Here is a 26,487-nt window from a genome sequence, read left to right on the forward strand (position 1 = left end):
AGACGGATAGTATACCTACCGTTGGCTCTGCGGACTATCTGAGGCTTAGCCAAGAGATTGATTTGTGTCAGCCTTGTGTCAGGACTTGGGGTGTAACCTTGCGTATACAGATAGGGAGACCCAGATAAAGAACTGGGTGAATATACAGCGTTATCATGATTAATGTCATTCATATCAGGACCTTAAGTAGCATTGAGTCAACTACTTCAAGTCCATCCATCCGTCTGACAATGGAGTTCATCTGGAACTACGCTGGCAACACCATCATCAACCAGCATTCGGACATCAACAAAACCCACGACATTCTGCAGGACGAAAGCAAATGCGAAATGATTGTGGTGATCGACAACTTCATGACCTCATCGGCGAAATACGCCGACCTGCTTCTGCCCGATTTAATGACCGTCGAACAGGAGGACATCATTCCCAACGATTACGCCGGGAATATGGGCTACCTGATCTTCCTTCAGCCGGTGACCGCGCCGAAATTCGAACGTAAACCCATCTACTGGATCATGAGCGAAGTGGCGAAACGCCTCGGGCCGGATATCCATCAACGCTTTACCGAAGGCCGCACCCAGGCGGAGTGGTTGCAATATCTGTACGCCAAAATGGTGGCAAAAGATCCGCAGCTCCCCTCTTACGAGGCGCTGAAAGAGATGGGTATCTATAAGCGCAAAGATCCCAACGGTCACTTCGTGGCGTATAAGAAATTCCGCGACGATCCCGAGGCCAACCCGCTGAAAACCCCGTCGGGTAAAATCGAAATCTACTCCAGCCGGCTGGCAGAGATTGCCGACAAGTGGGAGCTTCAGGAGGACGAAACCATCAGCCCGCTGCCGGTGTATGCCTCCACCTTCGAAGGCTGGGACTCGGACGATCGCGGCCAGTTTCCGCTCCAGCTGTTCGGCTTTCACTACAAAGCCCGCACCCACTCCAGCTACGGCAACGTGGATGTGCTGCAGGCTGCCTGCCGCCAGGAAGTGTGGCTCAACCCGGTGGATGCCCAGGCTCGCGGGATCAAAAACGGCGATATGGTGCGGGTCTTCAACACCCGCGGCGAAGTGCGCATTGCCGCCAAAGTGACGCCGCGGATCATGCCGGGCGTCAGCGCCATGGGCCAGGGGGCATGGCATCAGGCGGATATGCAGGGCGACCGCGTTGACCACGGCGCCTGCATGAACACCCTGACCACGCACCGTCCGTCGCCGCTGGCGAAGGGCAACCCTCAACACACCAATCTGGTGCAAATCGAGAAGGCGTAAGGAGTAGCCGATGACCACTCAGTATGGATTTTTTATTGATTCCAGCCGCTGCACCGGGTGCAAAACCTGCGAGCTGGCGTGCAAGGATTACAAGGACCTGACCCCGGACGTCAGCTTCCGCCGCATTTACGAGTATGCGGGCGGCGACTGGCAGGAGGACAACGGGGTCTGGCATCAGAACGTGTTTGCCTACTACCTCTCCATCGCCTGCAACCACTGCGAGGATCCGGCCTGCACCAAAGTCTGCCCCAGCGGGGCGATGCACAAGCGCGACGACGGCTTTGTGGTGGTGGACGAAGATGTCTGCATCGGGTGTCGCTACTGCCATATGGCCTGCCCGTACGGCGCCCCGCAGTACAACGCCGCCAAAGGGCATATGACCAAGTGCGACGGCTGCCACGAGCGCGTGGCGGGGGGTCACAAGCCGATCTGCGTCGAATCCTGCCCGCTGCGGGCCCTGGACTTTGGCCCGATAGAAGAGCTGCGCAAAAAACACGGCAAGCTGGCCGCCGTTGCCCCGCTGCCGTCGGCGCACTTCACGAAGCCGAGTATCGTCATAAAACCCAATGCCAACAGCCGACCCACGGGTGATACCACCGGCTACCTGGCCAATCCGAAGGAGGTGTGAGATGGGAAACGGATGGCATGAATGGCCGCTGGTTATTTTTACCGTGTTCGGCCAGTGCGTCGCTGGCGCGTTAATCCTGGCGGGCGGAGCCTGGCTTCGCGAGCACGACCCGCGGGTGCGCTATCGGCTGGTACGCAGCATGTTCTGGTTGTGGCTGGTGATGGGGATGGGCTTTGTCGCCTCCGTGCTGCACCTCGGCTCGCCGCTGCGCGCCTTTAACTCCCTCAATCGCGTCGGCGCATCCGGCCTGAGTAACGAAATTGCCAGCGGGGCGCTGTTCTTTGCCGTCGGCGGCTTCTGGTGGTTAGTGGCCGTGCTCGGCAGGATGCCCGCTTTGCTGGGTAGGATCTGGCTGGTGCTGAGCATGGTGCTGGGGCTGGTCTTTGTCTGGGCGATGACCCGCGTGTATCAGATAGACACGGTGCCCACCTGGCATAACGGCTACACCACCCTGAATTTCTTCCTGACGATGCTGCTCGGTGGTCCGCTGTTTGCCGCCCTGCTGGTGCGGATGGCGAAAGCACCGTTTAACACCCGGGCGGCGGCAGGGATCGCTGCTTTGGCGCTGCTGGCAAGCGCGGCGGCGGTGATCCTGCAAAGTGGCGAACTCGGGACGATCCAGAGTTCAGTCCAGCAGGCCAACACACTGGTGCCGGATTATGGTTCCCTGCAGGTGTGGCGTATCATACTGCTTGCGGCCGGGCTGGGCTGCTGGCTGTGCGCGCTGGTGCGTCGTAAAACGCCCACTTTACCAGGGCTCACGCTGGGGCTGCTGCTGGTGGTGGCCGGAGAGCTTATTGGCCGTGGCGTCTTCTACGGTCTGCATATGACCGTGGGTATGGCGATTGCCGGATAATCTGTCAGCGCGGGGCAACCCGCGCCGTTCAAGGAATGCAGTAATGAATGAAGGTTTTGCATTTACCGCCCGGGTACTGGGCGCACTGTTTTATTTCGCCCCGGACAGCGAGCAGGCTGCCCCGCTGGTGACGGCCCTGACCCAGGGCGACTGGCAGCAGGACTGGCCGCTGCCGCCCGGGCAGTTAGCCCCCATCGCCGACACACTGCGCCAGCAGGCCGACGAACCGCTCCCCGATGCCTGGCAGCGGCTGTTTATCGGCCCCTGGGCGCTGCCCGCCCCTCCGTGGGGATCGGTGTGGCTGGATCGTGAATCAGTGCTGTTCGGCGACTCCACCCTGGCGCTGCGCCAGTGGATGCGCGACAACGGCATCGCCTTTGAGATGGCGCAGAACGAACCGGAAGATAGCTTTGGTACCCTGCTGTTGCTGGCCGCCTGGCTGGCAGAAACCGGGCGTGATGCTGAACGGGATCAGCTCCTGGCCTGGCATCTTTTGCCGTGGAGCACCCGTTTTCTCGCCGTGTTTGTCGAAAACGCGGGCCACCCGTTCTACCGGGCGCTGGGACAGCTGGCGCAGCTGACGCTGGCCGACTGGCAGTCCACGTTATTGATTCCGGTGGCAGAGAAACCGCTGTACCGTTAATAACATCCCTGGCTTGCTCACTGCTTGTGGGCAAGCCAGGCTCTCCAGCCGCCAAATGACGTGATATCCTGCGCCCCCTGCAGACCATACTCCTCGCAGATGAATCCCGTTAACCAGCGCCCGTCCTCCAGCTCCACTTTCCCCAGCCCCAGCGGCGCCGGGATCCCGGCCAGAAACGATCCCACTTCGGCGTGGGGCAGCTCCCACACCTCAACGGCAAGGGATGCCCCCTGTTCGCGGTCGCGCACCATGCCGGGGCGTTTTCCGTCGGCCAGGGCATACAGCCGATAGTGCGGCGCGCTGCGGGTTGCTTCGCGCAGGGTCGCCCCGCGCTGGCGCAGCTGGTGGTTCAGCGCCAGCCCGTCGAGATGCGCCCCGCAGACCACCACCGACAGGCGATCGTGGCTGGCGGTGGCCGCAGGCTCAGCCGTCTGAATCTGACGACCGCCAGGCAGAGCCAGCTGCTGGTGACGTTGTAACGCCCCGGCCAGGCTGAGCAGATACTGATCGGTAAAGGCCCGACCAAACAGCGTCACCCCTGACGGCAGACCATTCGCCATAAACCCTGCGGGTACCGCCACGGCGGCATAGTCCAGCAGGTTCATGAAGTTGGTATAGACTCCCAGCTCGGAATTGCGCTTTACCGGCTCCTCCGCCAGTTCCGCCAGAGTGACCGGGCGTGGATAGGTCGGGGTTAACACACAATCCAGCTCCGCCATGATCCCGTCGCAGAGGGTTTTGAAATGCTGGAGTTTGTACTGGGCATCAAACGCCGCCACCGCGTCGGTGCCAGGAGCTTTGCGCAGCACATCGCGGATCACCGGCAGTACCGCCTCCGGCTGCTGCTCAATCAGTTTCCCGGCAAGATGATAACGCTCCGCCACCCACGGGCCGTCATAGAGCAGCGTTGCCGCCGCTAAAAATGGGGCAAAGTCGATGGTTACCGGGATGCCGCCCAGCGCGATCAAGTCGTTTTTTGCAGCGTGGTAAAGCGCCTCACTCTCCTCGCAGCCGAGAAACGCCAGCCGGTCCGGCACGCCGAAGCGGAACCCTTTTTCGGGTGCGCCAAACGCCTGCGCCCCGTTCCATGCCGGGTTAGCCCGGCTGTAGTCGTCGCGTGGATCTTTCACCGCCGTCAGCGCCAGCAGCTGGCTGGCCTCGGCAGCGGTGGCGGTAAAGAAGGTCACGCAGTCCAGGGTACGGCATGCCGGGACGACACCCGCCGTGGAGATTAACCCTTTGGTCGCCTTCAGCCCGACCAGGTTATTGAGCGATGCTGGAACGCGCCCGCTTCCGGCGGTGTCGGTACCGAGGGCAAAGCTCGCCAGCCCCAGCGCCACCGCCAGCGACGAACCCGAGCTGGAGCCCCCCGCCGGATAGTCCGCATTAACGCTGTTGCGGCAAATTCCGTAGGGCGAGCGCGTGCCGTTTAAGCCGGTGGCGAACTGATCAAGGTTGGTTTTGCCCAGCGGAACGGCCCCCAGCGCAATCATCTGCCCGACGAGGGTCGCATTCTGCTCTGCCCGGTAAGCAAACGCCGGGCAGGCCGCGGTGGTGGTAATTCCCGCCAGGTCGATGTTGTCTTTGATGGCAAAAGGCACGCCGTAGAGCGGCAGCGTCTGGGGTGATGCGCCTTCCAGCGCGGCCAGGTACGGCTCCAGCTCCTCTGGCGTGAGGATATAAATAAAGGTATTAAACTCCGGGTTTAACGCCAGCGCCCGCTCCCGCAGGGTGTTAATCACCTCGCGCGGCCTGTAACGGCCCTCGCGGTAAGCCTGCGCCAGCATATCGAGACGTAAATCAAAGGGCTGCATCATGCTGCTTTCTCCAGAACCACCACACACTGACCCGCCCGCACCGAAGAGCCCGGCTGGACGCGCACCTGGCTGACCACCCCGTCCTGCGAGGCCAGCAGCGGGATCTCCATCTTCATTGACTCCAGCACCACCAGTACATCGCCCTCGCGTACCTGCTGACCGGGTTCAACGTTCACCTGCCACAAATTGCCCGAGACAGGGCTGTCGATGCCGGCCTGTCCCGGCCTGAGCGGGGTATCCTCCCCCTCCTCCGCCAGCACGTCGCTGCTGTCGAAATGCGCCTGGCCGTTAGCGATCCAGCGCTCGCGCTCGGCGTTAAAGGCCCCCTGCTGATGGGTGCGAAACGCCTCAATGCCCTGGGCTTCGTCAGCGAGAAATTGCTGATACTCCGCCAGCTTCAGGGTGGTGTGCTCGATGCGCAGCGGGTAGCGCCCCAGCGGGAAATCGCGGCGGATGGTGAGCAGCTCGTCAGCAGAGACCGGATAGAAGCGGATCTGGTCGAAGAAGCGCAGCAGCCAGGGCTTGCCGCCAAAATCCTCTACCGCGTGATAGCGACTCCACATCTGTAACGTGCGGCCGACAAACTGATACCCGCCCGGCCCCTCCATGCCGTAAACGCAGAGATACGCCCCACCGATCCCCACCGAGTTCTCCGCCGTCCAGGTGCGCGCCGGGTTGTACTTGGTGGTGACCAGACGATGACGCGGATCCAGCGGCGTCGCCACCGGTGCGCCGAGATAGACATCCCCCAGCCCCATCACCAGATAGCTGGCGTCGAAGACCGTTTTGTAAACGTCGTTCACGTTCGCCAGATCGTTAATGCGGCGGATAAACTCGAGGTTGCTCGGACACCAGGGCGCGTCCCGGCGCACGGTGGTCATGTACTTGTCGATGGCCTTCTGGCAGGCCGGATCGTCCCAGGAGAGCGGCAGCCAGACGATGCGCGACGGCACCTCCAGCGAGTCCTGCTCGCAGACGCTCTGCCACAATCCAGCGATCGCTTCCAGCAGCGCTGTCAGGTTGAGCGCCTCCGGCTGATAGTGAATTTGCAGGGAGCGAATGCCCGGCGTCAGGTCGATCACGCCGTGCAGCGCCTTCGCCTCCAGAGCCTGCATCAGGGCGTGGGCGCGAAAACGCAGGACCAGATCCAGCTCCGGATCGCCCATCTCCAGCAGCAGATGGGTGTCACCGGAGAGTCGCGCCACCAGACGTTTATCGCCCTGGCCCTGCTCGAGCACCACCGGCGAGGCGATCTCCGCCGGCTGCCAGTCCAGATTTTGCGGATGCAAACTGCGGATCTCAGCCTCCTGTGCCTGCGCCAGGCGTCGGGCGGTGGCGATGTCGACGGGCACAAAGCGCACTCTATCGCCCGCTTTCAGCTGCCCGACCGCGTGCAGGTCGGCCTCAATGATGGTGACCGGGCAGACAAACCCGCCCAGGCTTGGGCCATCCGGGCCGAGGATCACCGGCATATCGCCGGTAAAATCCACCGCGCCAATGGCATAGGGGTTGTCGTGAATGTTCGACGGATGCAGCCCCGCCTCGCCGCCGCTGTCGCGCACCCACTCGGGTTTAGGGCCGATCAGACGCACGCCGGTGCGGCTGGAGTTGAAATGCACTTCCCAGTCGGTAGTCAGGAAGGTCTGCATATATTCCGGGGTGAAATACTCCGGCGCGCCGTGCGGGCCGTAGATCACCCGCAGTTCGCGGACGGCGTCCAGGTTAGTGCGCAGGGCCAGGGGCAGCGCCTGCTCCGGACATGGCGAGGTTAACGGCGCAATGTGCAGCACATCCCCGGTACGCAGGACGCGTCCGGCGTGACCGCCAAACTGCCCGAGGGTAAAGGTGCTTTTGCTGCCGAGGTAATCCGGGACGCTAAACCCGCCGCGCAGGCACAGATAGCTGCGCACGCCGTCGCCAGTGATATCCCCCATCCGCAACGTCATGCCGCTGTGCACACTAAAGACCCGGTTGTTCTCCAGCGGCTCGCCGTCCAGCGTGAGGGCGATCTCCGCCCCGGTCACCACCAGTTGGGCGTCGCAGTTGAATTTCAGCGTCGGGCCGCTGAGGGTGATCTCCAGCGCTGCGGCGCGGTCATCGTTGCCCAGCAGGCGGTTGCCGAGACGCAGCGCCCGGCTGTCCATCGGTCCGGAAGGAGGTACGCCGACCGCCCAGTAGCCGATGCGCCCGGGATAATCCTGCACCGTGGTTTGCGTTCCGGGGCTAAGCACCTCCAGGGTAGAGGCCTGATAAGCCAGCCCTTCCAGGCAGCGGGTCCAGGGCTCGCCGCTGGCGAACGGGGTAAAGGTTAAAATCTGCTGCAGGTAGCTGCGGTTAGTCTCCACCCCGTACAGGCGAGTGTCGCCCAGGGCGGCGTGCAGGGCATTAATGGCCGCATCGCGCGTGGGCTGCCAGGCGATGATTTTCGCCAGCATCGGATCAAAAAACGGTGGTACCTCGCAGCCGGACTCTACCCAGCTGTCGATGCGCAGGGTGCGACGGTCATCCACCGGGAACACCACCTCGGTGAGCAGGCCTGGCGAGGGCTGGAACTGACGGCCCGGATCTTCGGCATAGACCCGCGCCTGAAGGGCGTGGCCCGCTGGGGTCAGGCTTGCGCGCAGTTCCGCCAGCGCAGGCAAGGTTCCGGCGGCCAGTTCAATCATCCAGCGCACCAGATCCACGCCCCACACCTGTTCGGTAACGCCGTGCTCCACCTGCAAACGGGTATTTACCTCGAGGAAGTAGAACCGGGCGGCATCGCTGTCGTAGACAAACTCCACGGTACCCGCGCTGCGGTAGTTGACCGCTTTGCCCAGCTTGATGGCCGCCGCACAGAGCGCGTCCGCCATTCCGTCCGGCAGATTGGGCGCGGGGGTCTCCTCCAGCACCTTCTGGTTCCGTCGCTGCACCGAGCAGTCGCGGACGCCGAGAGCGATCACCTCCCCCTTGCCGTCACCAAACAGCTGGACTTCGAGATGACGCGCCCGCTCGATGTACTTTTCAATAAAGACGCCCGCATCGCTGAAGTTATTTTTCCCCAGCCGCACGACGGCGTCGAAGGCATCAAAGAGTTCCGCGTCGGTATAGCAGACGCGCATGCCGATCCCGCCCCCGCCCGCGGTGCTCTTCAGCATCACCGGGTAGCCGACCTGTTCTGCCGCGCGCAGCGCCTCATTCACGTCCGCCAGCAGTTCGGTGCCCTCCAGCATCGGCACGCCCTGGGCTTTGGCCAGCGCCCGGGCGGTGTGTTTCAGGCCAAACAGGCGCAGCTGCTCCGGCGTTGGTCCGACGAAGGCGATACCCGCAGCTTCGCAGGCTTCGGCAAAGGCGGCGTTCTCGGATAAAAAGCCGTAGCCCGGATGAATGGCCTGGGCACCGCTGGCTTTCGCCGCGGCGATAATTTTGTCGCTGACCAGATAGGTGTTCGCCACCGGGCCGTCGCCCAGGCTCAGGGCTTCGTCGGCCTCGCGAATGTGCAGGCTGCTGATATCCGCCTCGGAATAGACCGCCACGCCGCCGATATTCATGGCGCGCAGCGTGCGCAGGATGCGGCAGGCAATCGCCCCGCGGTTGGCAATCAGGAGTTTTGTCAACATAGTTTAGACTCAATCGTGGCGGGTCGTCCCGCCGAAAATTGGCTCACCGCATGGTCGTCCACGGGGAAAAAAGATTTACGGCAGGATCCGTCCGGCGCGCACTTCAAACAGGCGGTAGAGCATCTGGCGCAGGCGCTGCCAGCGATTTGGCGTCAGTTCCATATCAGCACCTCCGCCGGGGTTGGGTTCCAGCCATTACAGGGGTTGTTGAGCTGCGGGCAGTTGGAGATCAGCACGATGACGTTGCACTCCGCGCGCAGCTCAACGTATTTCCCCGGGGCGGAGATGCCGTCGGCAAAGGTCAGCCCGCCCTGGGGCGTTACCGGCACGTTCATAAAGAAGTTGATGTTGGCCCCGATATCGCGCTTTTGCAGGCGGCCATCGTGCAGACAGGCGCAGAGGAAGTTGTCCCGGCAGCTGTGCATATGGCGTTTGTCGAGGGCATAGCGCACGGTGTTGCTCTCCTGGGCGCAGGCCCCGCCGAGGGTGTCGTGACGCCCGCAGGTATCGGCCACGATGGTCAGCAGCGGATTGCCGAGGTTGGAGTACAGCACGCTGCCGCTGGTCAGATACGCATTGTTCTGACGGCGCAGGGTGCGCTGGGCGTCGTAGCGCTCCCGCGGGTTATCGGCGCTATAGAACAGGGTATCCACCGCCTGATTCCCCTCCAGATCCAGCAGGCGCAGGGTCTGGCCCTTTTTCACTTCAAACAGGTAAGGCTCGCCCGCCGGGATCACGTGGCGGAAGGTCGCCTCCTGAGGCTGTTTTTCGCTGATAATGGTCATCTTGCGGCTCCTTACAGGGCGAAAAGTTGGGTGTTGGTGATGGCGCGGCCATTTTCCGGGCGCGTGAGGAGTGCGTTAATGGCGCCCTCCTCGTCCTCTGCCTGCCGCCAGCTGAGCTGCACCGGGCGCGGGGCATACTCGGTGGACGGGTCCATCGGGTGTTGCAGGGCGGTCATCACCATCAGGGTGTCCATGGGGGCATACAGCTCTACGTAGCTCCCCGGTTGGGAACGATCGCGGTGGAAGCTGAACCGACCGCTGTCATCCACGGTCACTTTGCTGAAGAAGTTGACCACCATCAGCAGATCTTCGAGGTTGAGATCCCATTTGCCCATCTCCACCAGCAGGTTGTCGGTGCCGTTGCGGAAGAAGCCGTTGCGCAGCTCCTGATAGCGTCCCTGACCGTATTTTTCCGTCACTTCGGCGGCATTGAGCACGCCGCCAAAGGGATCGTGCCAGCCGCTGGTATCGGCGGTAATGCCTGCCAGCACCCGGCCCATATCGGAGTAAAAGCAGTGCCCGGCGGTCAGGCGCGCGGTGTGCTGGCCTTTCAGGGTATCCGGCAGGTTCAGGCGCTCGCTCTTTTCATGGGGGTTGAGCATCATCAGGCTGACGTTGGCCCCGCCGTCGAGGTCGGTCATGCGCAGGATCTGTCCGCGCTTAAGTACAAACGAGAGGTGGCCGCCGCCCGGCAGGATCTCTTCACGTAAAGTCGTATTCATAGCGTTAACCCCTTAAGGCATAAACGTTGTCGGGAGTCGAACCGCTCAGGGCCGAAAGCCGTGTCTCGTTGAGCGGAATGTCGTAAGTGATGCGCGCACCAAAGGCGTTCGGGGCCTGCGGATCGAGGCGCACCTTGTCGAACACCAGCAGACGGGTGCCGAGGTTGAAGCCTTCGGAGAGATCGTGGGTGACCATAAACACCGTCATGCGGGTTTCGCCCCACAGCTGTAACAGCAGCGCATGCATGTCTTTACGGATCCCCGGATCCAGCGCGCCAAAGGGCTCGTCCAGCAGCAGGACGCGAGGCTGCATGATAAAGGCCTGGGCGATGGCCAGGCGCTGCTGCATCCCGCCGGAGAGCTGCGCGGGATATTTGTCGAGGGCATGGCCGAGGCCGACCTTGTCCAGCATCTGCGCGGCCTGCTCACGTGCGGCGCGTTTTTTCGTGCCAAACAGCCGCCCAAGCAGCGGGGATTGCGGCAGTTCAAGACCGATCGCCACGTTATCCAGCACGCTGAGGTGCGGAAAGACCGAGTAGCGCTGGAACACCACGCCCCGGCGGCTGTCCGGCTCGGCGGTGAGCGGTTTGCCGTCCAGGGTGATGGAGCCCCGGCTCGGCCTCTCCTGGCCGAGCAGCAGGCGCAGAAAAGTCGATTTCCCGCAGCCGGACGCCCCGACCATCGAGCAGAACTCGCCCTCGTTGATCTGTAAATTCAGACGCTCCAGCACCACATGGTCGCCGTACTCCTGCCAGATATTGTTGATGGTGATAAAACTCATGCTTTCCCTCCTTCTGCCCACGGGAAACAGCGCTTGTGCAGCTGGCGCAGCGCCAGGTCCATCAGCCACGCCAGCAGAGTGATCCACAGGACATAGGGGATAATCACGTCCATCGCCATATAGCGGCGGACAAGGAAAATGCGATACCCCAGCCCGGCGGTGGAGGAGATCGCCTCCGCCGAAATCAGGAACAACCAGGCTGAACCCAGCAGCAGGCGCAGCGAGGTCAGCAGGCGCGACAGCAGCTGCGGCAGCACCACCCGCAGCACCAGCGTCCAGCTGTTGGCCCCCAGGGTCTGGGCTTTGATCAGGATCTCCGGCGGGATTTCGCAGGCGCGGTGCTCCAGATCCCGGGCCAGCATCGGGGTGATGCCGATAACGATCAGCATGATTTTTGACAGCTCATCCAGCCCGAAGACGATAAACAGCACCGGTAAAATTGCCAGAGGTGGCACCATCGACAGCACCGTCATCAGCGGTGAAAGGGACGCCCGCCACAGGGGAAACACCCCGGCGGTGACGCCGATACACAGGCCGATCAGCGAGGCGATCGAAAGCCCCACCAGCAGACGGGCCAGGCTCACCAGGGTGTCGACCCAGAACAGGTACTCGCCGCTGCGTTTATCCGGGGTAAAGGCCATCCGCGAGATCGCATCCAGCATCTGTTGCAGGCCCGGGAGCAGCTTGTCCTGAGGGTTGGCCTCAAGTCGCACCGCCGAGCCAAAAAAGTATGCGGCCAGCAGCAGGACAAAGGGCAGCATAACCAGCATCAGCCGCATGCCCGGGGTGGGATGACGATTTATGTGTCGCATGGAGACTCCGTCACTCATCACAGCTGGCCAGCGGCGGCCATTTTCACGAAGCTGTCGTCAAAGCGCAGTTTGACGTTGTTGGCATCGCCCTGGGTCACGTTGCCCGGGAAGCTCATGCCGATAAAATCGGCGCTCTGCGCCCCATCGCCGAGCAGCCCTTTATCGAAGGAGAACGCCGCCACGCGCTGCATGGTTTTCGCCAGATCCGGCGAGGTGACAAAGGCGATGTTGTCCTGCGGGGTGTAGAACAGGTGGGTGGTTTTCAGCTGCGCCTGATAGCCGGTGAGATCGGTACCGGAGGCCGCCGCCATCGCGTTCAGGGCATTAGCGTCCTGGGCTTTCATCAGCCCCATCATCTCGTACCACGCCCCGGTCAGCGCTTTGCCCAGCGCCGGGTTGTCCTTCAGGGTTTCGCTGTTGACCACCATCATGTCGATCAGCTCGCCCGGCACCTGCGAGGAGCTGAACACCTCGGTGGTTTTCGGCGTGCCTTTGATGACCGAGAGCTGTGGGTTCCAGGCCACGGCAGCCTGCACGTTTGCCGTGTTGAAGGCCGAGACGATATCTGCATCCGAGGTGTTCACCACGGTGACGTCTTTTTCCGCCAGCCCCGCTTTCTCCAGCCCGCGCACCAGCAGGTAATGGGAAACGGACAGCTCCGGCAGGTAGATTTTCATGCCTTTCAGATCGGTGAGGGTTTTGCCCTCGCCCTTCATCACCACACCGTCGTTGCCTTCGGAGTAGCTGCCGAGGATCAGCGCCGTGGTGTCTACACCGCCCGCCGCCGGTATGGTCAGCGCGTCCATGTTGGTCATGGTGCAGCCGTCAAACTGGCCGGCGGTGTACTGATTGATGGATTCGATGTAGTCGTTGAGCTGCACAACATTGATTTTGATGCCGTACTTGTCGGCCCATTTATCGATGATTTTATCGGTGCTGATGGTGCCCCAGGGCATCCAGCCGGCGTAGAGGGTCCAGCAGACGTTGAACTCTTTTTTGACGGCAGCAAAAGTGGGGAGACTGACCAGCATCGCCAGCGACAGTACAAGAGAGCGGAGTAATGGCGTTTTCTTCATGCTTGACCTCTGAGTGGCACAAAATAAGGGGGCAGCGCGACACCGTCTGGTGCTGCTGTCTCCCGGGCTTTTGTCCCGCCGTGTAACCTCTCAGAGGTCGCCAGCTCTTGGACCAGCCATTCACCGCAGTGAACCGGAACCCTAGCCAGCTATTTTTCAAATTGTGTGGTGCTGCCCTTTCGCGTTTATATCTGCAAGGGGTGTGCCAGGAATTTTTTATGGGGATTATCAGAAGGTTGGTAATTTACAGGGGTGGGATCTCACCGTTTTGGTGAGGGAGTGCGGGGTGGGTGCACTGTCGTGGTGCCCAGGAGGGGCCCAGGAGTAAAAGGGAAATCCTGGTGCAGAAACGTGCGCCCACCGAACAACCTGGTTACTTACTTCCTGCCTTGCCGGGTTGCATCGTCATCTGCTGGGCAGACTTAAGGTGCTGCTCAACCACCGGCGTATGCGCGTCGGCCAGGGCCTTCACATCCGGGTCCTTGATATTTTTGGCGTCACTCTGCAGCTTCGACAGCACCATCTGATGATCTTTGGTGCCGGCGTTTTCCATATACATCTTGTCAAATGCATCGCCGCTCTCTTTTTCCAGCTTGTCGGCCATGGCCTTATGCATGGCGTCCGGCTCAGTTGGCAATGTTACGCCCTTCTGCTGGGCGACCGCCTGGACTTTGGTCAGGGCAGCGCCGTGGTCATCGACCATCTTCTGCGCGAAGGCTTTAACTTCGCTGCTCTCGGCCTTACTGAGCGCAATCTTCGCGGCGGCAACTTCATTAATATTGGCCTGCGCCATGTCCTTTAACGCTTTTTCATCGCCGGAGTCGAGTTTGGCCATCGATCCGGTCTGGCCTACGGCGCTACTCTGAGCGGCGCTTGACGACGTCTGGGCCTGCACGCCGACAGTGCAGAACATCGCTGCTACTGCCGATACGGCTAGCAGCGCTTTCAAGGTTTTACGCTTTTGCATTTTGTTCTCCTGATGGTCATGGATTAGGTTGTGTCAGGTATTTAACCGCGCGTCGCCTCCTGGGTAAGTGATAACTGCAATTGTCAGTATAGTGGAACATTCTCCTCGCTCATGTTTCGGCGGAAGTCTTTCTCGGTATTACGCCGTGGCGCAGTGAGTTTTCTTTCACGCCTGACCCGCCCCCCTAATAAACCCCATTAAAATCATGCCATTATAGAAACATTTTTTAACATTACCTGTTTACTTTGTAATGATTATTCATATCATCTTGATAATCACTATCACCTGACCGGGTGATGTTCTTGCGGTAAGGGGCATTCATGCCACCGACACCTCGAAAAATCAGGACGATCATAATAATGAAACCGCGTTACTCCTGGGCTTTAAACCCTTGTTTATTGATGATGCTAGCCGCTAATGCCTCAGCAGAAGGACAAAAAGAAGAGTCGCTGGTGGTCTCCGCCAGCCGTACAAACCACTCTATTACCGATATGGCGCAGACCACCTGGGTTATTGAGCAGGCTGATATTGAGCAGCAGGTTCAGGGAGGCAAAGAGCTTAAAGAGGTACTGGCGCAGCTGATTCCCGGAATGGATGTCAGCAGCCAGGGACGTACCAACTACGGTATGAACATGCGTGGCCGTTCAATGATGGTGATGGTCGACGGCGTGCGTTTAAACTCCTCGCGCAGCGACAGCCGCCAGCTGGACTCCATCGATCCGTTCAATATCTCCCGCATTGAAGTCATCTCCGGGGCGACCTCTCTCTACGGCGGCGGCAGTACCGGTGGCTTAATCAATATCGTCACCAAAAAGGGCCAGCCGGAAACGGAAGTCGAGTTTCAGACCGGCCTGAAAACGGGCTTCAACAGCCATAACGATAATGACGAGAACATCGCGGCGGCGGTCAGCGGCGGCAACGACAACGCCTCAGGGCGACTGTCAGTGGCGTATCAGCGCTTTGGCGGCTGGTACGACGGCAACGGCGACGAGGTGATCATTGATAACACCCAGACCGGTTTGCAATACTCTGACCGCCTGGACGTGATGGGCACCGGCACGCTGAATATTGACGATCATCAGCAGTTGCAGCTCACCACGCAGTATTACAAAAGCGAATCCGACGGTAAGCACGGCCTCTATCTTGGCGAGAACTTCTCGGCAGTAACGGGCGCCGGCAATGCATACAACAAAAATAACCTCGACTCCGATCGTATTCCTGGCACCGAACGCCACCTGATCAACCTGCAATATTCGAACACCGATTTCTGGGGCCAGGATCTGCTCGCGCAAATTTACTACCGCGATGAAAGCCTGACGTACTACCCCTTCCCTACGCTTTCAGGCGGCCGGGTCACCAGCATTGGCGCTTCGCAGCAAAAAACCGATTTCTACGGCGGCAAGCTGACCCTCAACAGCAAACCGCTGGATGCGCTGACCCTGACATGGGGTGTGGATGCCGAACATGAAACCTTCGACGCCAATCAGCAATTTTTCGACCTCAGCAAAGCGGCGGCCAGCGGCGGCATGAAGCTGGATAATGCGTATAACGTGGGACGCTATCCGGGCTACAGCATCACCAACCTCGCCCCCTTCCTGCAATCGAGCTACGACTTCTCCGCTATCACCCTGAGCGGCGGCGTGCGCTATCAGTACACGGAAAACAAGGTCGATGACTTTGTGGGTTACGCCCAGCAACAGGCTATCGCCACGGGGAGAGCCACCTCGGCAGACGCGGTCCCGGGCGGGAAAACCGACTACAACAACCTGCTGTTTAACGCCGGCATTCTGGGTCATCTGACCGAACGCCAGCAGCTGTGGTTTAACTTCTCTCAGGGCTTTGAGATCCCGGATCTGGCGAAATACTACGGCTCCGGCACCTATCAGTTGGTAAACGGCCATTATCGCCTGGTCAACAGCGTTAACGTTAACGACTCAAAACTCGACGGGATTAAAGTTGATGCTTACGAGCTGGGCTGGCGCTACACCGGGGATAACCTGCGCACGCAGATTGCCGGTTACTATTCGCTCTCTGACAAAACCATCAACATTAACAAAAGCGACATGACCATTAACGTCGAAGATGACGAGCGTCGCATCTACGGTGTTGAAGGCCAGGTGGATTACTTCTTCACCGACAGCGAGTGGAGCACGGGCGCAAACTTCAACGTCATCAAATCGGAAACCCGCGTCGACGGGAAATGGGAAAAGCTGACGGTAGACAGCGCCAGCCCGTCCAAGATGAGCGCATGGGTCACCTGGGCGCCGGGCGACTGGACCTTGCGTCTGCAAAGTATGCAGACGTTTGATTTGTCTGATGAAGCCGGGAAGCAGATTGATGGCTATAACACCGCTGACTTCATAGGCAGTTACCTTCTGCCGGTGGGCAAGCTGAGCTTCAGCGTGGAAAACCTGCTGGATGAAGACTATACCACCGCATGGGGACAGCGCGCACCGGGGCTCTATAGCCCAACCTACGGTGCTGAGAACCTCTATACCTACAAAGGACGCGGTCGTACCTTTGGCCTGAACTACTCGGTCTTGTTCTGATCGTCACTTCTGCCGCCTGCATAGCGGGCGGCAGTTGACAGATGTCATTGCCCCGGTAAGAATGCTGTACATTAAAACAGTATTTGAGGGGATGTGTGATGTTCGTTGAACTGGTTTATGACAAAAGAAATGTGGCGGGGCTTCCGGGTGCAAGAGAGATCATCCTGGCTGAACTGACCACCCGAGTGCACCGGATCTTTCCGGATGCCGAGGTGAAGGTGAAGCCGATGCAGGCGAACGGCCTGAATAGCGATGCCAGCAAAAGCGATCGGGAAAAGCTGAACCGCATGCTGGAAGAGATGTTTGACGAGGCCGATATGTGGCTGGTTGCGGAGTGAGGTTTAAAGGTCCGGAGACCGCTTCCTTTTGAGGTTTACGCGTTAACATCAACCAGCGCCTGTAAACCAGAATGCCTGAAAAAGGTTCTGCTCGTTCATTCATAGAGCCGAACCTGGGTCCATAGAGTGCCAGAAGCGGAATTTTCGGTAATGACTCCAACTTATTGATAGTGTTTTATGTTCAGATAATGCCCGATGACCTTGTCATGCAGCTCCACCGATTTTGAGAACGACAGCGACTTCCGTCCCAGCCGTGCCAGGTGCTGCCTCAGATTCAGGTTATGCCGCTCAATTCGCTGCGTATATCGCTTGCTGATTACGTGCAGCTTTCCCTTCAGGCGGGATTCATACAGCGGCCAGCCATCCGTCATCCATATCACCACGTCAAAGGGTGACAGCAGGCTCATAAGACGCCCCAGCGTCGCCATAGTGCGTTCACCGAATACGTGCGCAACAACCGTCTTCCGGAGCCTGTCATACGCGTAAAACAGCCAGCGCTGGCGCGATTTAGCCCCGACGTATCCCCACTGTTCGTCCATTTCCGCGCAGACGATGACGTCACTGCCCGGCTGTATGCGCGAGGTTACCGACTGCGGCCTGAGTTTTTTAAATGGCGGAAAATCGTGTTGAGGCCAACGCCCATAATGCGGGCGGTTGCCCGGCATCCAACGCCATTCATGGCCATATCAATGATTTTCTGGTGCGTACCGGGTTGAGAAGCGGTGTAAGTGAACTGCAGTTGCCATGTTTTACGGCAGTGAGAGCAGAGATAGCGCTGATGTCCGGCAGTGCTTTTGCCGTTACGCACCACCCCGTCAGTAGCTGAACAGGAGGGACAGCTGATAGAAACAGAAGCCACTGGAGCACCTCAAAAACACCATCATACACTAAATCAGTAAGTTGGCAGCATCACCTCTTTTCTCGTATCTTTCCCCCGAATCGGATGGCCCTGTTGAGTCTGTTCCGGTGGATGTGAAGTGGTTTACTGAATTTGGCCACCTGAACAGAGGTGATATGCTCACCTCAGAACAACACAGGTGCCATAATGAAAAAAAGAAATTTCAGCTGATCTTGACCCGCCATCTCCGGACAGCTTTTGTATCTTAAGTTAACGATGTCCGCTGCCGCCGATATTCCCTCGGGGAGTGATATCCCAGCGCGCTGTGCGGGTGGTTTTCATTGTAATGTGTGAACGCTGCTGCAAGGTTTCGCAGGGCTGTTCTCACATCTGGTTTTGCCATGAACGCGATATAGTCTTCCTTCATCGTCTTCACGAACCGTTCGGCCATGCCATTGCTCTGCGGGCTGCTCACCGCTGTTGTACACGGCTCCAGATTCAGCTCTCTGGCGAACCTCCGCGTTTCATGCGCGGTATATGCTGAACCGTTATCCGTCAGCCATTGAACCGGTGTGGTCGGCAGCCCGTCGCCGAAGCGCTTTTCCACCGACCTCAGCATCACATCCTGCACCGTCGAACTGTCGTAGCCTCCTGTGCTCGCTGCCCAGTCTATGGCTTCTCTGTCGCAGCAGTCCAGCGCGAACGTGACCCGCAGCTTCTCACCGTTGTCGCAGCCGAACTCGAAGCCATCTGAACACCAGCGCATATCGCTTTCTGCCACCGCGATTTTGCCCTTATGTTCACGCTTCGATCGCTCTGGTTTGTCATGCAGTAACAGCAGATTATGCTCGCTCATAAGCCGGTAAAGCCGTTTGGCGTTCACGGGGGGCAGTCCCTCTGTACGACGTTGCGTACGCAGGATGCCCCACACACGGCGATAGCCGTAACTGGGCATATCGCTGATGATATCGAGGATCTCTGACAGTATTTCAGCGTCTGCTTCGTCATCACGCCGGTTACAGCGCCTGTCCTGCCAGTCGGCAGAACGGTTAATTCGCAGTGACAGCTGCGCACGCGACACGCCCATGGTGCGGCTGACCAGGGCTATTCCCCGTCCTTTGGCAACAAGGGCGCGTGCGCTATCCATTTTCGCGACTGAGCGTACTCCACGGCTTCTTTCAGGATCTCAACTTCCATCGTCTTCTTGCCCAGCAGGCGCTGAAGCTCCCGGACCTGCTTCAGAGCAGCAGTAAGCTCAGAAGCTGGAACAACTTCTTCTCCGGCCGCAACGGCGGTGAGGCTGCCTTCCTGATATTGCTTCTTCCACTTAAACAGCAGGCTGGGCTGGATGCCATGCAGGCGGGCGACATGGGAGACATTCATGCCCGGCTCCATCGTCTGCTGGATAATGGCGATCTTCTCCTGAGGAGTTTTACGTTTACGGACTTCTTGTCCTAACAGGATCCCGGTCATCTCAAAATTGGCGTTAGTGTTAGACATATATTCAAGCCTATCTCTTATCTGGAGATACAGCTACTGTCTGGTGTTTCAGGGGGCTACATCAAAAAGAAATTTCAGCGCAGAGTTTAAACGCGAATCCGCTCAACTGGTCGTTGACCAGAATTACACCGTGGCAGATGCAGCCAGCGCTATGGATGTCGGCCTTTCCACAATGACGCGATGGGTGAAACAATTACGTGATGAGCGGCAGGGAAAAACACCAAAAGCCTCCCCCATTACCCCGGAACAAATTGAAATCCGTGAGCTCAGGAAAAAGCTACAACGTATTGAAATGGAAAATGAAATATTAAAAAAGGCTACCGCGCTCTTGATGTCAGACTCCCTGAACAGTTCTCGATAATCGGGAAACTCAGGGCGCGTTATCCTGTGGCCACTCTCTGCCATGTGTTCGGGGTTCATCGCAGCAGCTACAAATACTGGAAAAACCGTCCTGAAAAAGCCAGACGGCAGACGGGCTGTATTACGCAGCCAGGTACTTGAACTGCATGGCATCAGCCACGGCTCTGCCGGAGCAAGAAGCATCGCCACAATGGCAACCCAGAGAGGCTACCAGATGGGGCGCTGGCTTGCTGGCAGACTCATGAAAGAGCTGGGGCTGGTCAGTTGCCAGCAGCCGACTCACCGGTATAAGCGTGGCGGTCATGAGCACGTTGCTATCCCGAATCATCTTGAGCGACAGTTCGCCGTAACGGAACCAAATCAGGTGTGGTGCGGTGATGTGACCTATATCTGGACGGGTAAGCGCTGGGCGTACCTCGCCGTTGTTCTCGACCTGTTCGCAAGAAAACCAGTGGGCTGGGCCATGTCGTTCTCGCCGGACAGCAGGCTTACCATGAAAGCACTGGAAATGGCATGGGAAACCCGTGGTAAGCCCGTCGGGGTGATGTTCCACAGCGATCAAGGCAGTCATTATACGAGCAGGCAGTTCCGGCAGTTACTGTGGCGATACCGGATCAGGCAGAGTATGAGTCGGCGTGGAAACTGCTGGGATAACAGCCCAATGGAGCGCTTCTTCAGGAGTCTGAAGAACGAATGGGTGCCAGCGACGGGCTATGTAAGCTTCAGCGATGCAGCTCACGCAATAACGGACTATATCGTTGGATATTACAGCGCACTAAGACCGCACGAATATAATGGTGGGTTACCACCAAACGAATCAGAAAACCGATACTGGAAAAACTCTAACGCGGTGGCCAGTTTTAGTTGACCACAACAGGTATCACTGGCTCCTTTTTCACATCTGCTCAATAAATACGGTGATAAACTGGGTGTGCTCTGGATTGACTCTCACCCTGACGTGCAGACTGCTAAGCAATATCCAAACGCTCATGCCCATGTTCTTGGAGCACTAATTGGTACGGGTGATAAAGATTTAGTTGCTCACGTAGCCACCAGGCTTAATCCCTCAAAAATAATGATTGCAGGTATCCACGATCCACTGGCTTATGAAGCTGAATACCTTGCTCGTCATAACATTGCGACTATCGGTCCTGAACAAGTCAAAAATGGTGGGAAAGAAGTTTTGGAGTGGATTCACAGGGAAAGCATTGAGTATCTGGCGATACACCTGGTTCTGGACGTTCTCGATCCGTCACTTTTCCGTTCTGTTCTTTTCGCTATGCCTGGCAGAGGCGAGCACGACTTTGGCGATGTAGCAGAAGGCAAGCTGACTATTGAAGATGTACTTAATCTGATAGCTCAGGCTACCTCAAAAACGGCACCGGTCGGCCTTACGATTGCTGAACATCTGCCGTGGGATATGCTGAACCTCAAGAAAATGCTCAGTGTATTGCCGCTGATGAAGTGATATCTGATTCCATGAGCCAGAACTACAGAGTTAAGTCTGGCTCCTCGAAGCAAACAGCGTTAAAGTCCGGGCACCGTATAAAACATTATTCTCGACATGTTAAAGAAAACTGAAACCTACCATAAGCTGATTACCGCCGCTGCTGCCTGTTTTGCAGAAAAAGGCTTCAGTGCGACAAGCGTGCGTGAAATTTCTACCCGCGCTGGGATCAGTCAGGGAGCGATGTACACGTATTTTAAAAGCAAGGATGACCTCATTAAGGCTATCGTTCTTGAAGAGCAGAATTCAGCGCTGACGGCCCATAATGCTCCATCCAGGGGTACTCATTTCGACCGCCTTTGTGCGCAGGTTACTTCGTGCATTAGCGATGTAGGCTACCCAGTTACACATCAATTGTGGGTAGAAATCATGGCAGAATCTGCGCGGAACCCTGAACTGCAAAAAACGTATATTTCCAGTGATACCATCATGCGGCAAAGTATTGCAGGGATTATCGCAGAAGGTATTGCTTCAGGAGAGTTTCGACAGGACATTAGCCTGGAAGAAACCACGATTATACTTTTTGCCTTTATCGACGGATTAATTGCACGCAAAGCGATAAACGCGTCTTTCTCTTTCAGCCGTGACCTGCCAATGTTTTTTGAGCTAATGTCAAAATTATTGAAATAATACCAAACTGGTCCAGTCATAACTGATAGCGCATGAATCGCAAACGTCCGTTGTTCGCTCAAAGCTGCTCTCGACCGCACGCCCCTGCCCTCTACATACCAGTAGCGGGCCACGTTGTTTTACCCCAAGCCATGTTGTCACTAATGGTCAGAAAATTTGTCTATCATCCAGTCTATGAATAGCCTCAGCCGGGCATTCAGCTGCTTTGTTGGTGGATAAATGATTGAGACAGGAAATTGCCTTTGCGTTACGTCTTCAAGAACAGGAACAAGTTCACCAGATTCAATAAAGCGCCTGGCAACGGAAGCATGGGTTTGTCCAATGCCCATACCCTGTACAAGTATGCTAATCAGAGCGGCACTGTCGTTCGCGGCGATATCAAAGGCCACTAACTGTGTATCGTCTCCCCGGCTGCGGAAACGCAGAGGCCATGCCTCACCTGTTGCGGCGCTGAAATAGCCGACGATCTTATGTCCATTCTTAAGATCGGAGAGGTTTTTCGGCACGCCATACTGCTTAAGATATCCGGGGCTGGCACAGGTAATTAAGCGATCTTTATACAGCGTGCGCGCAACCAGAGACGAGTCCGCCAGTTCTCCCGCGCGAATGGCGCAGTCCACCCCCTCCTCTATGAGATTAACCGGGCGATCGCCCACCCCAAGCGCCAGCTGAATATGCGGATAGCGTTCCCGGAACTCCTGTAGAACCGGCATCAACACAAAATTGGCCAGTGATGAATGAAGATCAATTCGCAGCCTTCCTTTCGCCGCTGTCCCTACATCGCGTATTGCGCCTTCGGTCTCATCAAGCTTAGTGACAAGCCTACTGATCCTCCGGTAATACTCAGCACCCTCAGTGGTTAACGCGACAGAGCGCGTAGTGCGCTGTATCAGCTTAGTGCCCAGATGCGCTTCTAACTCTTTGAGATTCTTACTGACCGTAGAGCGTGGCAAATCCAGGTGTGCTGCGGCCTTTGTGAAAGAGCGCGTCTCAACAATGCGCTGGAATATACGTATAGCTAATAGATGATCCATGCCTCAATTCTAAGGCATACACTCCGATTGTGCACACATATGAAAACTGAAGTCGCAAATCCGGGGATTATCTGTTTTGTCAGCCCGGCTATTCTGCGGTCATCAAATTTGCCGAAGGAGAGTAAAAACCATGACCGAAATGAATGCACAACAGCAGGCATTGCTTGAGGCCCGATACGGTGCAGAGCAACCAAAACCTGACAACATTATCTGGACGCCTCAGATAGAAGCGCTTCTGAGCCATAAATCTGTCAGGACATTTTTGCCTGAAGCTCTGCCGGATGGGGCAATAGAGACGATGGTTGCTGCGGCACAGTCGGCATCAAATTCTTCTGCCCTGAACCAGTGGAGCCTGGTGGCCGTTACTGACCCGGCCCTCAAACAGCGAATTTCAGACACTGTAGCCCGCTCAGTACCCGTGGACCGTATCCCATGGATCGAGGAAGCTCCTGCATTGCTGCTCTGGGTAGCAGACCTGTCACGTGGTGCAGGAATTACAAAGGATGCCGGGAAAGAGCCTGTTGTGCTCGACTACCTTGATTCTTTCCTGATGGCTTCGATTGACGCAGCGCTTGCCGCCCAGAACGCAGCCGTTGCAGCGGAATCTATGAGCCTGGGGATAGTTTATCTCGGCGTCATGCGTAACATTGCGAAAGAGGTTGCTGACATAATCAACCTGCCTGATTACAGCTTTGTCACTTTTGGGATGGCTGTAGGATTGCCAGATGATACCAGAACCAGCAGCGTTCGCCCGCGCCCTGCCCAGCCGATGGTGTTACATTACAATCATTACGATGAGAGTCGTTATCGCACCTGGATTGAAAGATATGAATCCGCCTATAAGACATTCCGTAAGCGCCAGAATATGAGTGACAAAACCTGGGCTGGATCCGTAGTTGAATCCGCGATAAGCATGGATTATTTAGGCGGAAGAAATAAATTACGTGAGACAGTCATACAGCGCGGTTTCAAATTGAAATAACGGGGGGCTATCAGCCTTGCAGCTGAATTTTGGGCTCTTTTTTTGAGCCCTCTGTGGCCCGGCTTAAGTTCCGCTTTTCACTCAATATTCAGCGCCAGGCAATCAGAACTGTTTCAGCGCGAACGCCTCTTGTACTTCCTCTCCACAACTGGGCTGACGCGCATGATTATTAAGCGACCCGGTTAATTAGCAGCCATTCCTTAACTGGCGCAGTTTGCGATAGTTATGCGGCGACATCCCGACATATTTGTTAAATGTGCTGTAGAAACTACTGCTGGAGTGGAACCCTGCGGTGAGAGCGATATCCAGAATCGACTTGTCCGTATCGCTAAGAAGTGCCCGCACATGGTTAATGCGCATCGCAGTAATATATTGCTTCATGGTGAGCTGCATGACGCGCTGAAATATCCCCATCGCATAATTCGGATTGAGTTTGACGTGTTCAGCAACCTGTTCGATGGTCAACGCCTGGTCGTAATTATTGCCGATAAACTCCAGCATTTGGCTGACATAAAATTGTGCATGGCGTGACACATTGTTACCGCTGCTGCGCGTACGGGCGGGTTTATTCACCAGAATCGGCTGCCAACCTGACAGGCTAAAACGTTTGAACATAAGGCAGATTTCATCGATGACTAACTGGCGAATTTGCTCGTTGGGGCTTCTGATCTCCTCCTGCCAGCGCTGAACTTCAAAGGGGCTAAGCTGCTGCGCGGTCAGGGATTTCAGCACCGTACCGTGGGTGACATGATTGATAAGCTGCCGGTCCAGCGGCCAGGAGAGAAAAAGATGCATAGGAAGACTAAAAATAGCCATATTTTTGCATTCACCAGGGCGGGTGAGCTGATGCGGAGTACAGGCCCAAAATATCGTGATATGTCCCTGCTTAATCTGCACCGTTTCATTATTGATTAAGTATTCTACGTCGCCGTCAAAAGGAACATTCACCTCGACCTGCCCGTGCCAGTGGCAGGCTTCCATATGCTGAGGCCTGCGTAGCTCAATATCCATGCGTTGGTATTCGGAGTAAAGCGATAAAGGACTGCGCGTATTGCTATCGGTGCTGCTGCACATATCCGGGTCGGGCGGAAGGCTATTTGGGATGATATTCATTGTTCTCTCCGTTTCCTGAATTGTCAGAAATACTGGCACAAAAGTCTTTCAGTGACTGTGAGAATGAGAAAAATTTGGCGATATAAGCGGGCGGTTATCAGTCTGTTAGCCGAGATTATCTGCTTTCCTGACGAAAAAATCCGGAAAACTCATATTTAAATGGGTGATGAAACCAATCTGAGTTTTCCGGAATGCTAAGTAAGGAAGAGGGAGGAGAACCGGTGCACGACATGCCAATCTGACGGGGTTTACTTATGCCACGGAGAAAGAAAATGTCAGCACCAAAAATTACCTTTATCGGCGCAGGCTCGACGATTTTTGTTAAAAACATTCTCGGAGATGTTTTTCATCGCCCGGCGCTGAAATCGGCCCATATTGCCCTGATGGATATTGATGAAACGCGTCTGGAAGAGTCACATATTGTAGTGCGTAAACTGATGGACTCCGCAGGTGCCTGCGGAAAGATCACCTGCCATACCGACCAGAAACAAGCCCTTCAGGACGCTGATTTCGTTGTGGTTGCTTTCCAGATTGGCGGCTACGAACCCTGTACCGTCACGGACTTTGCCGTCTGTAAAAAACACGGCCTGGAACAAACTATTGCCGATACCTTAGGCCCTGGCGGAATTATGCGTGCCCTGCGCACCATCCCGCATTTATGGCAGATTTGTGAAGACATGACGCAAGTTTGTCCGGATGCCACGATGCTTAACTACGTGAATCCGATGGCGATGAATACCTGGGCTATGTATGCACGCTACCCGCAGATTAAACAGGTGGGGCTGTGCCACTCGGTGCAGGGAACGGCTGAAGAGCTGGCGCGTGATTTATCTATCGACCCGGCGTCCTTGCGCTATCGCTGCGCCGGTATCAACCATATGGCATTTTATCTCTCGCTTGAGAAAAAAAATGATCAGGGTGAATACGTCAGTATTTATCCGGATCTGCTGAGAGCTTACGAAAGTGGCGAAGCGCCGAAGCCCAATCTGCATGGCAATCCGCGCTGTGAAAATATCGTCCGCTACGAGATGTTCAAAAAGCTGGGCTATTTTGTGACGGAATCTTCTGAGCACTTTGCAGAATATACGCCCTGGTTTATTAAGCCTGGCCGCGAAGATCTGATTGAGCGTTACAAAGTCCCATTAGATGAGTACCCAAAACGTTGTGTTGAGCAACTGGCTAACTGGCGCAAGGAACTTGAAGAGTACAAAACGGCAGAACGCATTGACATCAAGCCATCTCGTGAATATGCCAGCACCATTATGAACGCGCTGTGGACGGGTGAGCCAAGTGTTATCTATGGCAACGTGCGCAACGATAACCTTATCGATAACCTGCCACAGGGCTGCTGTGTTGAAGTAGCGTGCCTGGTGGATGCCAACGGTATTCAACCGACCCGTGTTGGCGCACTACCCTCACATCTGGCAGCGCTTATGCAAACCAATGTTAATGTTCAGACCTTACTGACCGAAGCGATTTTGACAGAGAATCGCGACCGCGTTTACCACGCCACGCTGCTTGACCCTCATACCTCAGCCGTGCTCGGAATTGAAGAGATTTATGCCCTGGTTGATGACCTGATTACAGCACACGGTGACTGGTTACCGGCCTGGCTTCATCGCGCATAACCCAGTACGCCGGGCGTCATGCCCGGCTTCTCACATATCTAATAACAGAAGGAAGGC

General features: G+C 56.9%; 20 protein-coding genes, 3 pseudogenes and 1 riboswitch. Of the genes and pseudogenes, 11 read left to right on the forward strand and 12 right to left on the reverse strand.

Annotated features, from left to right (window positions below; all coding sequences use genetic code 11):
- Nucleotides 1-230 precede the first annotated feature (230 nt).
- The 4 genes and pseudogenes from LRS40_RS19755 to dmsD form a co-directional block, all read left to right on the forward strand.
- Nucleotides 231-1,265, forward strand: a pseudogene (locus tag LRS40_RS19755) (molybdopterin dinucleotide binding domain-containing protein); the annotation flags it as partial.
- A 10-nt stretch (nt 1,266-1,275) separates the two neighbouring features.
- A complete protein-coding gene (locus LRS40_RS19760) occupies nt 1,276-1,893 on the forward strand; it encodes a DMSO/selenate family reductase complex B subunit (protein ID WP_231312455.1) in 618 nt (205 codons plus the stop codon).
- Nucleotide 1,894: 1 nt separating this feature from the next.
- Entirely contained in the window at nt 1,895-2,749 is an 855-nt protein-coding gene (locus LRS40_RS19765; RefSeq protein ID WP_231312456.1) for a dimethyl sulfoxide reductase anchor subunit family protein, read from the forward strand.
- A gap of 43 nt (nt 2,750-2,792) precedes the next feature.
- Nucleotides 2,793-3,392: a Tat proofreading chaperone DmsD gene (gene dmsD, locus LRS40_RS19770; protein WP_231312457.1), complete on the forward strand. Its 600-nt coding sequence runs from the start codon at nt 2,793-2,795 to the stop codon at nt 3,390-3,392.
- Nucleotides 3,393-3,409: 17 nt separating this feature from the next.
- On the opposite strand, the gene atzF is transcribed toward dmsD, so the two are convergent.
- The 8 genes from atzF to LRS40_RS19810 all read right to left on the reverse strand — a co-directional run bounded on the left by atzF (nt 3,410) and on the right by LRS40_RS19810 (nt 13,951).
- The gene (gene atzF / locus LRS40_RS19775; RefSeq protein ID WP_231312458.1) at nt 3,410-5,209 is read right to left on the reverse strand and encodes an allophanate hydrolase; all 1,800 of its coding nucleotides are present in this window, start codon (nt 5,207-5,209) and stop codon (nt 3,410-3,412) included.
- Nucleotides 5,206-8,808 carry an urea carboxylase gene (gene uca, locus LRS40_RS19780; RefSeq protein ID WP_231312459.1) on the reverse strand — a complete coding sequence of 1,201 codons (3,603 nt, stop codon included), beginning with the start codon at nt 8,806-8,808 and terminating at the stop codon, nt 5,206-5,208. The genes atzF and uca overlap by 4 nt, the downstream gene beginning before the upstream one ends.
- Before the next feature lie 152 nt (nt 8,809-8,960).
- Nucleotides 8,961-9,593, reverse strand: coding sequence for an urea amidolyase associated protein UAAP2 (locus LRS40_RS19785; RefSeq protein WP_142489344.1), 633 nt, complete (start codon nt 9,591-9,593; stop codon nt 8,961-8,963).
- A gap of 11 nt (nt 9,594-9,604) precedes the next feature.
- A complete protein-coding gene (locus tag LRS40_RS19790) occupies nt 9,605-10,315 on the reverse strand; it encodes an urea amidolyase associated protein UAAP1 (RefSeq protein ID WP_231312460.1) in 711 nt (236 codons plus the stop codon).
- Between the two features lie 4 nt (nt 10,316-10,319).
- Complete coding sequence (locus LRS40_RS19795; RefSeq protein WP_231312461.1) at nt 10,320-11,096, reverse strand: ABC transporter ATP-binding protein; 777 nt, start codon at nt 11,094-11,096, stop codon at nt 10,320-10,322.
- Nucleotides 11,093-11,908, reverse strand: a complete 816-nt coding sequence (locus LRS40_RS19800) for an ABC transporter permease (RefSeq protein ID WP_231312462.1) — start codon at nt 11,906-11,908, stop codon at nt 11,093-11,095. The genes LRS40_RS19795 and LRS40_RS19800 overlap by 4 nt, the downstream gene beginning before the upstream one ends.
- Nucleotides 11,909-11,925: 17 nt before the next feature.
- The gene (locus tag LRS40_RS19805) at nt 11,926-12,984 is read right to left on the reverse strand and encodes a putative urea ABC transporter substrate-binding protein (protein WP_142489340.1); all 1,059 of its coding nucleotides are present in this window, start codon (nt 12,982-12,984) and stop codon (nt 11,926-11,928) included.
- 57 nt (nt 12,985-13,041) lie between these two features.
- Nucleotides 13,042-13,140, reverse strand: a riboswitch (guanidine-I (ykkC/yxkD leader).
- Between the two features lie 217 nt (nt 13,141-13,357).
- On the reverse strand, nt 13,358-13,951 hold the full coding sequence (locus tag LRS40_RS19810; RefSeq protein ID WP_231312463.1) for a DUF4142 domain-containing protein: 594 nt from the start codon (nt 13,949-13,951) through the stop codon (nt 13,358-13,360).
- 359 nt (nt 13,952-14,310) lie between these two features.
- Here LRS40_RS19810 and LRS40_RS19815 point away from each other — a divergent pair, with 359 nt between their 5' ends.
- Nucleotides 14,311-16,500, forward strand: a complete 2,190-nt coding sequence (locus tag LRS40_RS19815) for a TonB-dependent siderophore receptor (RefSeq protein ID WP_231312464.1) — start codon at nt 14,311-14,313, stop codon at nt 16,498-16,500.
- A gap of 98 nt (nt 16,501-16,598) precedes the next feature.
- A complete protein-coding gene (locus tag LRS40_RS19820) occupies nt 16,599-16,838 on the forward strand; it encodes a DinI family protein (protein WP_106993802.1) in 240 nt (79 codons plus the stop codon).
- A 161-nt stretch (nt 16,839-16,999) separates the two neighbouring features.
- On the opposite strand, the gene LRS40_RS19825 is transcribed toward LRS40_RS19820, so the two are convergent.
- A protein-coding gene (locus LRS40_RS19825) for an IS1-like element IS1B family transposase (protein ID WP_095033700.1) occupies nt 17,000-17,697 on the reverse strand; the annotation gives its coding sequence in 2 pieces (ribosomal slippage) (nt 17,000-17,448 and nt 17,448-17,697; 699 coding nt in all).
- Nucleotides 17,698-17,941: 244 nt separating this feature from the next.
- Nucleotides 17,942-19,149 (reverse strand): IS3 family transposase gene (locus LRS40_RS19830; protein WP_088569505.1). Its coding sequence is split into 2 segments (ribosomal slippage): nt 17,942-18,828 and nt 18,828-19,149, totalling 1,209 coding nucleotides; the frame shifts between segments, so codons are not numbered across the junction.
- A gap of 70 nt (nt 19,150-19,219) precedes the next feature.
- Between LRS40_RS19830 and LRS40_RS19835 the strand changes: the two are divergent.
- From LRS40_RS19835 to LRS40_RS19845, 3 genes and pseudogenes are all read left to right on the forward strand, one after another.
- Nucleotides 19,220-20,404: pseudogene (locus tag LRS40_RS19835) on the forward strand (IS3-like element ISEc52 family transposase).
- A gap of 9 nt (nt 20,405-20,413) precedes the next feature.
- Nucleotides 20,414-21,004, forward strand: a pseudogene (locus LRS40_RS19840) (arginase family protein); the annotation flags it as partial.
- A 96-nt stretch (nt 21,005-21,100) separates the two neighbouring features.
- Nucleotides 21,101-21,673: a TetR/AcrR family transcriptional regulator gene (locus tag LRS40_RS19845; protein ID WP_231312465.1), complete on the forward strand. Its 573-nt coding sequence runs from the start codon at nt 21,101-21,103 to the stop codon at nt 21,671-21,673.
- A 140-nt stretch (nt 21,674-21,813) separates the two neighbouring features.
- Here LRS40_RS19845 and LRS40_RS19850 read toward each other — a convergent pair whose 3' ends face one another.
- A complete protein-coding gene (locus tag LRS40_RS19850) occupies nt 21,814-22,707 on the reverse strand; it encodes a LysR family transcriptional regulator (protein ID WP_231312466.1) in 894 nt (297 codons plus the stop codon).
- A 130-nt stretch (nt 22,708-22,837) separates the two neighbouring features.
- Between LRS40_RS19850 and LRS40_RS19855 the strand changes: the two genes are divergently transcribed.
- Complete coding sequence (locus LRS40_RS19855; RefSeq protein WP_231312467.1) at nt 22,838-23,689, forward strand: nitroreductase family protein; 852 nt, start codon at nt 22,838-22,840, stop codon at nt 23,687-23,689.
- Nucleotides 23,690-23,875: 186 nt separating this feature from the next.
- Here LRS40_RS19855 and melR read toward each other — a convergent pair whose 3' ends face one another.
- Nucleotides 23,876-24,802: a transcriptional regulator MelR gene (gene melR / locus LRS40_RS19860; protein ID WP_142489322.1), complete on the reverse strand. Its 927-nt coding sequence runs from the start codon at nt 24,800-24,802 to the stop codon at nt 23,876-23,878.
- A 272-nt stretch (nt 24,803-25,074) separates the two neighbouring features.
- Here melR and LRS40_RS19865 point away from each other — a divergent pair, with 272 nt between their 5' ends.
- Nucleotides 25,075-26,430: an alpha-glucosidase/alpha-galactosidase gene (locus LRS40_RS19865; protein WP_142489321.1), complete on the forward strand. Its 1,356-nt coding sequence runs from the start codon at nt 25,075-25,077 to the stop codon at nt 26,428-26,430.
- The last annotated feature ends 57 nt before the right edge of the window (nt 26,431-26,487 follow it).

Origin of the sequence: Leclercia sp. G3L (assembly GCF_021117075.1) — a bacterium.
GTDB classification, from domain to species: Bacteria; Pseudomonadota; Gammaproteobacteria; order Enterobacterales; family Enterobacteriaceae; genus Enterobacter; species Enterobacter adecarboxylatus_C.

What these genes read in the sequence shown, in the direction of transcription:
- LRS40_RS19760 (WP_231312455.1), top strand. Translation starts at nt 1,276, where the DNA reads ATGACCACTCAGTATGGATTTTTTATTGATTCCAGCCGCTGCACCGGG.
- LRS40_RS19765 (WP_231312456.1), top strand. Translation starts at nt 1,895, where the DNA reads ATGGGAAACGGATGGCATGAATGGCCGCTGGTTATTTTTACCGTGTTC.
- dmsD (WP_231312457.1), top strand. Translation starts at nt 2,793, where the DNA reads ATGAATGAAGGTTTTGCATTTACCGCCCGGGTACTGGGCGCACTGTTT.
- atzF (WP_231312458.1), bottom strand. Translation starts at nt 5,209, where the DNA reads ATGATGCAGCCCTTTGATTTACGTCTCGATATGCTGGCGCAGGCTTAC.
- uca (WP_231312459.1), bottom strand. Translation starts at nt 8,808, where the DNA reads ATGTTGACAAAACTCCTGATTGCCAACCGCGGGGCGATTGCCTGCCGC.
- LRS40_RS19785 (WP_142489344.1), bottom strand. Translation starts at nt 9,593, where the DNA reads ATGACCATTATCAGCGAAAAACAGCCTCAGGAGGCGACCTTCCGCCAC.
- LRS40_RS19790 (WP_231312460.1), bottom strand. Translation starts at nt 10,315, where the DNA reads ATGAATACGACTTTACGTGAAGAGATCCTGCCGGGCGGCGGCCACCTC.
- LRS40_RS19795 (WP_231312461.1), bottom strand. Translation starts at nt 11,096, where the DNA reads ATGAGTTTTATCACCATCAACAATATCTGGCAGGAGTACGGCGACCAT.
- LRS40_RS19800 (WP_231312462.1), bottom strand. Translation starts at nt 11,908, where the DNA reads ATGCGACACATAAATCGTCATCCCACCCCGGGCATGCGGCTGATGCTG.
- LRS40_RS19805 (WP_142489340.1), bottom strand. Translation starts at nt 12,984, where the DNA reads ATGAAGAAAACGCCATTACTCCGCTCTCTTGTACTGTCGCTGGCGATG.
- LRS40_RS19810 (WP_231312463.1), bottom strand. Translation starts at nt 13,951, where the DNA reads ATGCAAAAGCGTAAAACCTTGAAAGCGCTGCTAGCCGTATCGGCAGTA.
- LRS40_RS19815 (WP_231312464.1), top strand. Translation starts at nt 14,311, where the DNA reads ATGAAACCGCGTTACTCCTGGGCTTTAAACCCTTGTTTATTGATGATG.
- LRS40_RS19820 (WP_106993802.1), top strand. Translation starts at nt 16,599, where the DNA reads ATGTTCGTTGAACTGGTTTATGACAAAAGAAATGTGGCGGGGCTTCCG.
- LRS40_RS19845 (WP_231312465.1), top strand. Translation starts at nt 21,101, where the DNA reads ATGTTAAAGAAAACTGAAACCTACCATAAGCTGATTACCGCCGCTGCT.
- LRS40_RS19850 (WP_231312466.1), bottom strand. Translation starts at nt 22,707, where the DNA reads ATGGATCATCTATTAGCTATACGTATATTCCAGCGCATTGTTGAGACG.
- LRS40_RS19855 (WP_231312467.1), top strand. Translation starts at nt 22,838, where the DNA reads ATGACCGAAATGAATGCACAACAGCAGGCATTGCTTGAGGCCCGATAC.
- melR (WP_142489322.1), bottom strand. Translation starts at nt 24,802, where the DNA reads ATGAATATCATCCCAAATAGCCTTCCGCCCGACCCGGATATGTGCAGC.
- LRS40_RS19865 (WP_142489321.1), top strand. Translation starts at nt 25,075, where the DNA reads ATGTCAGCACCAAAAATTACCTTTATCGGCGCAGGCTCGACGATTTTT.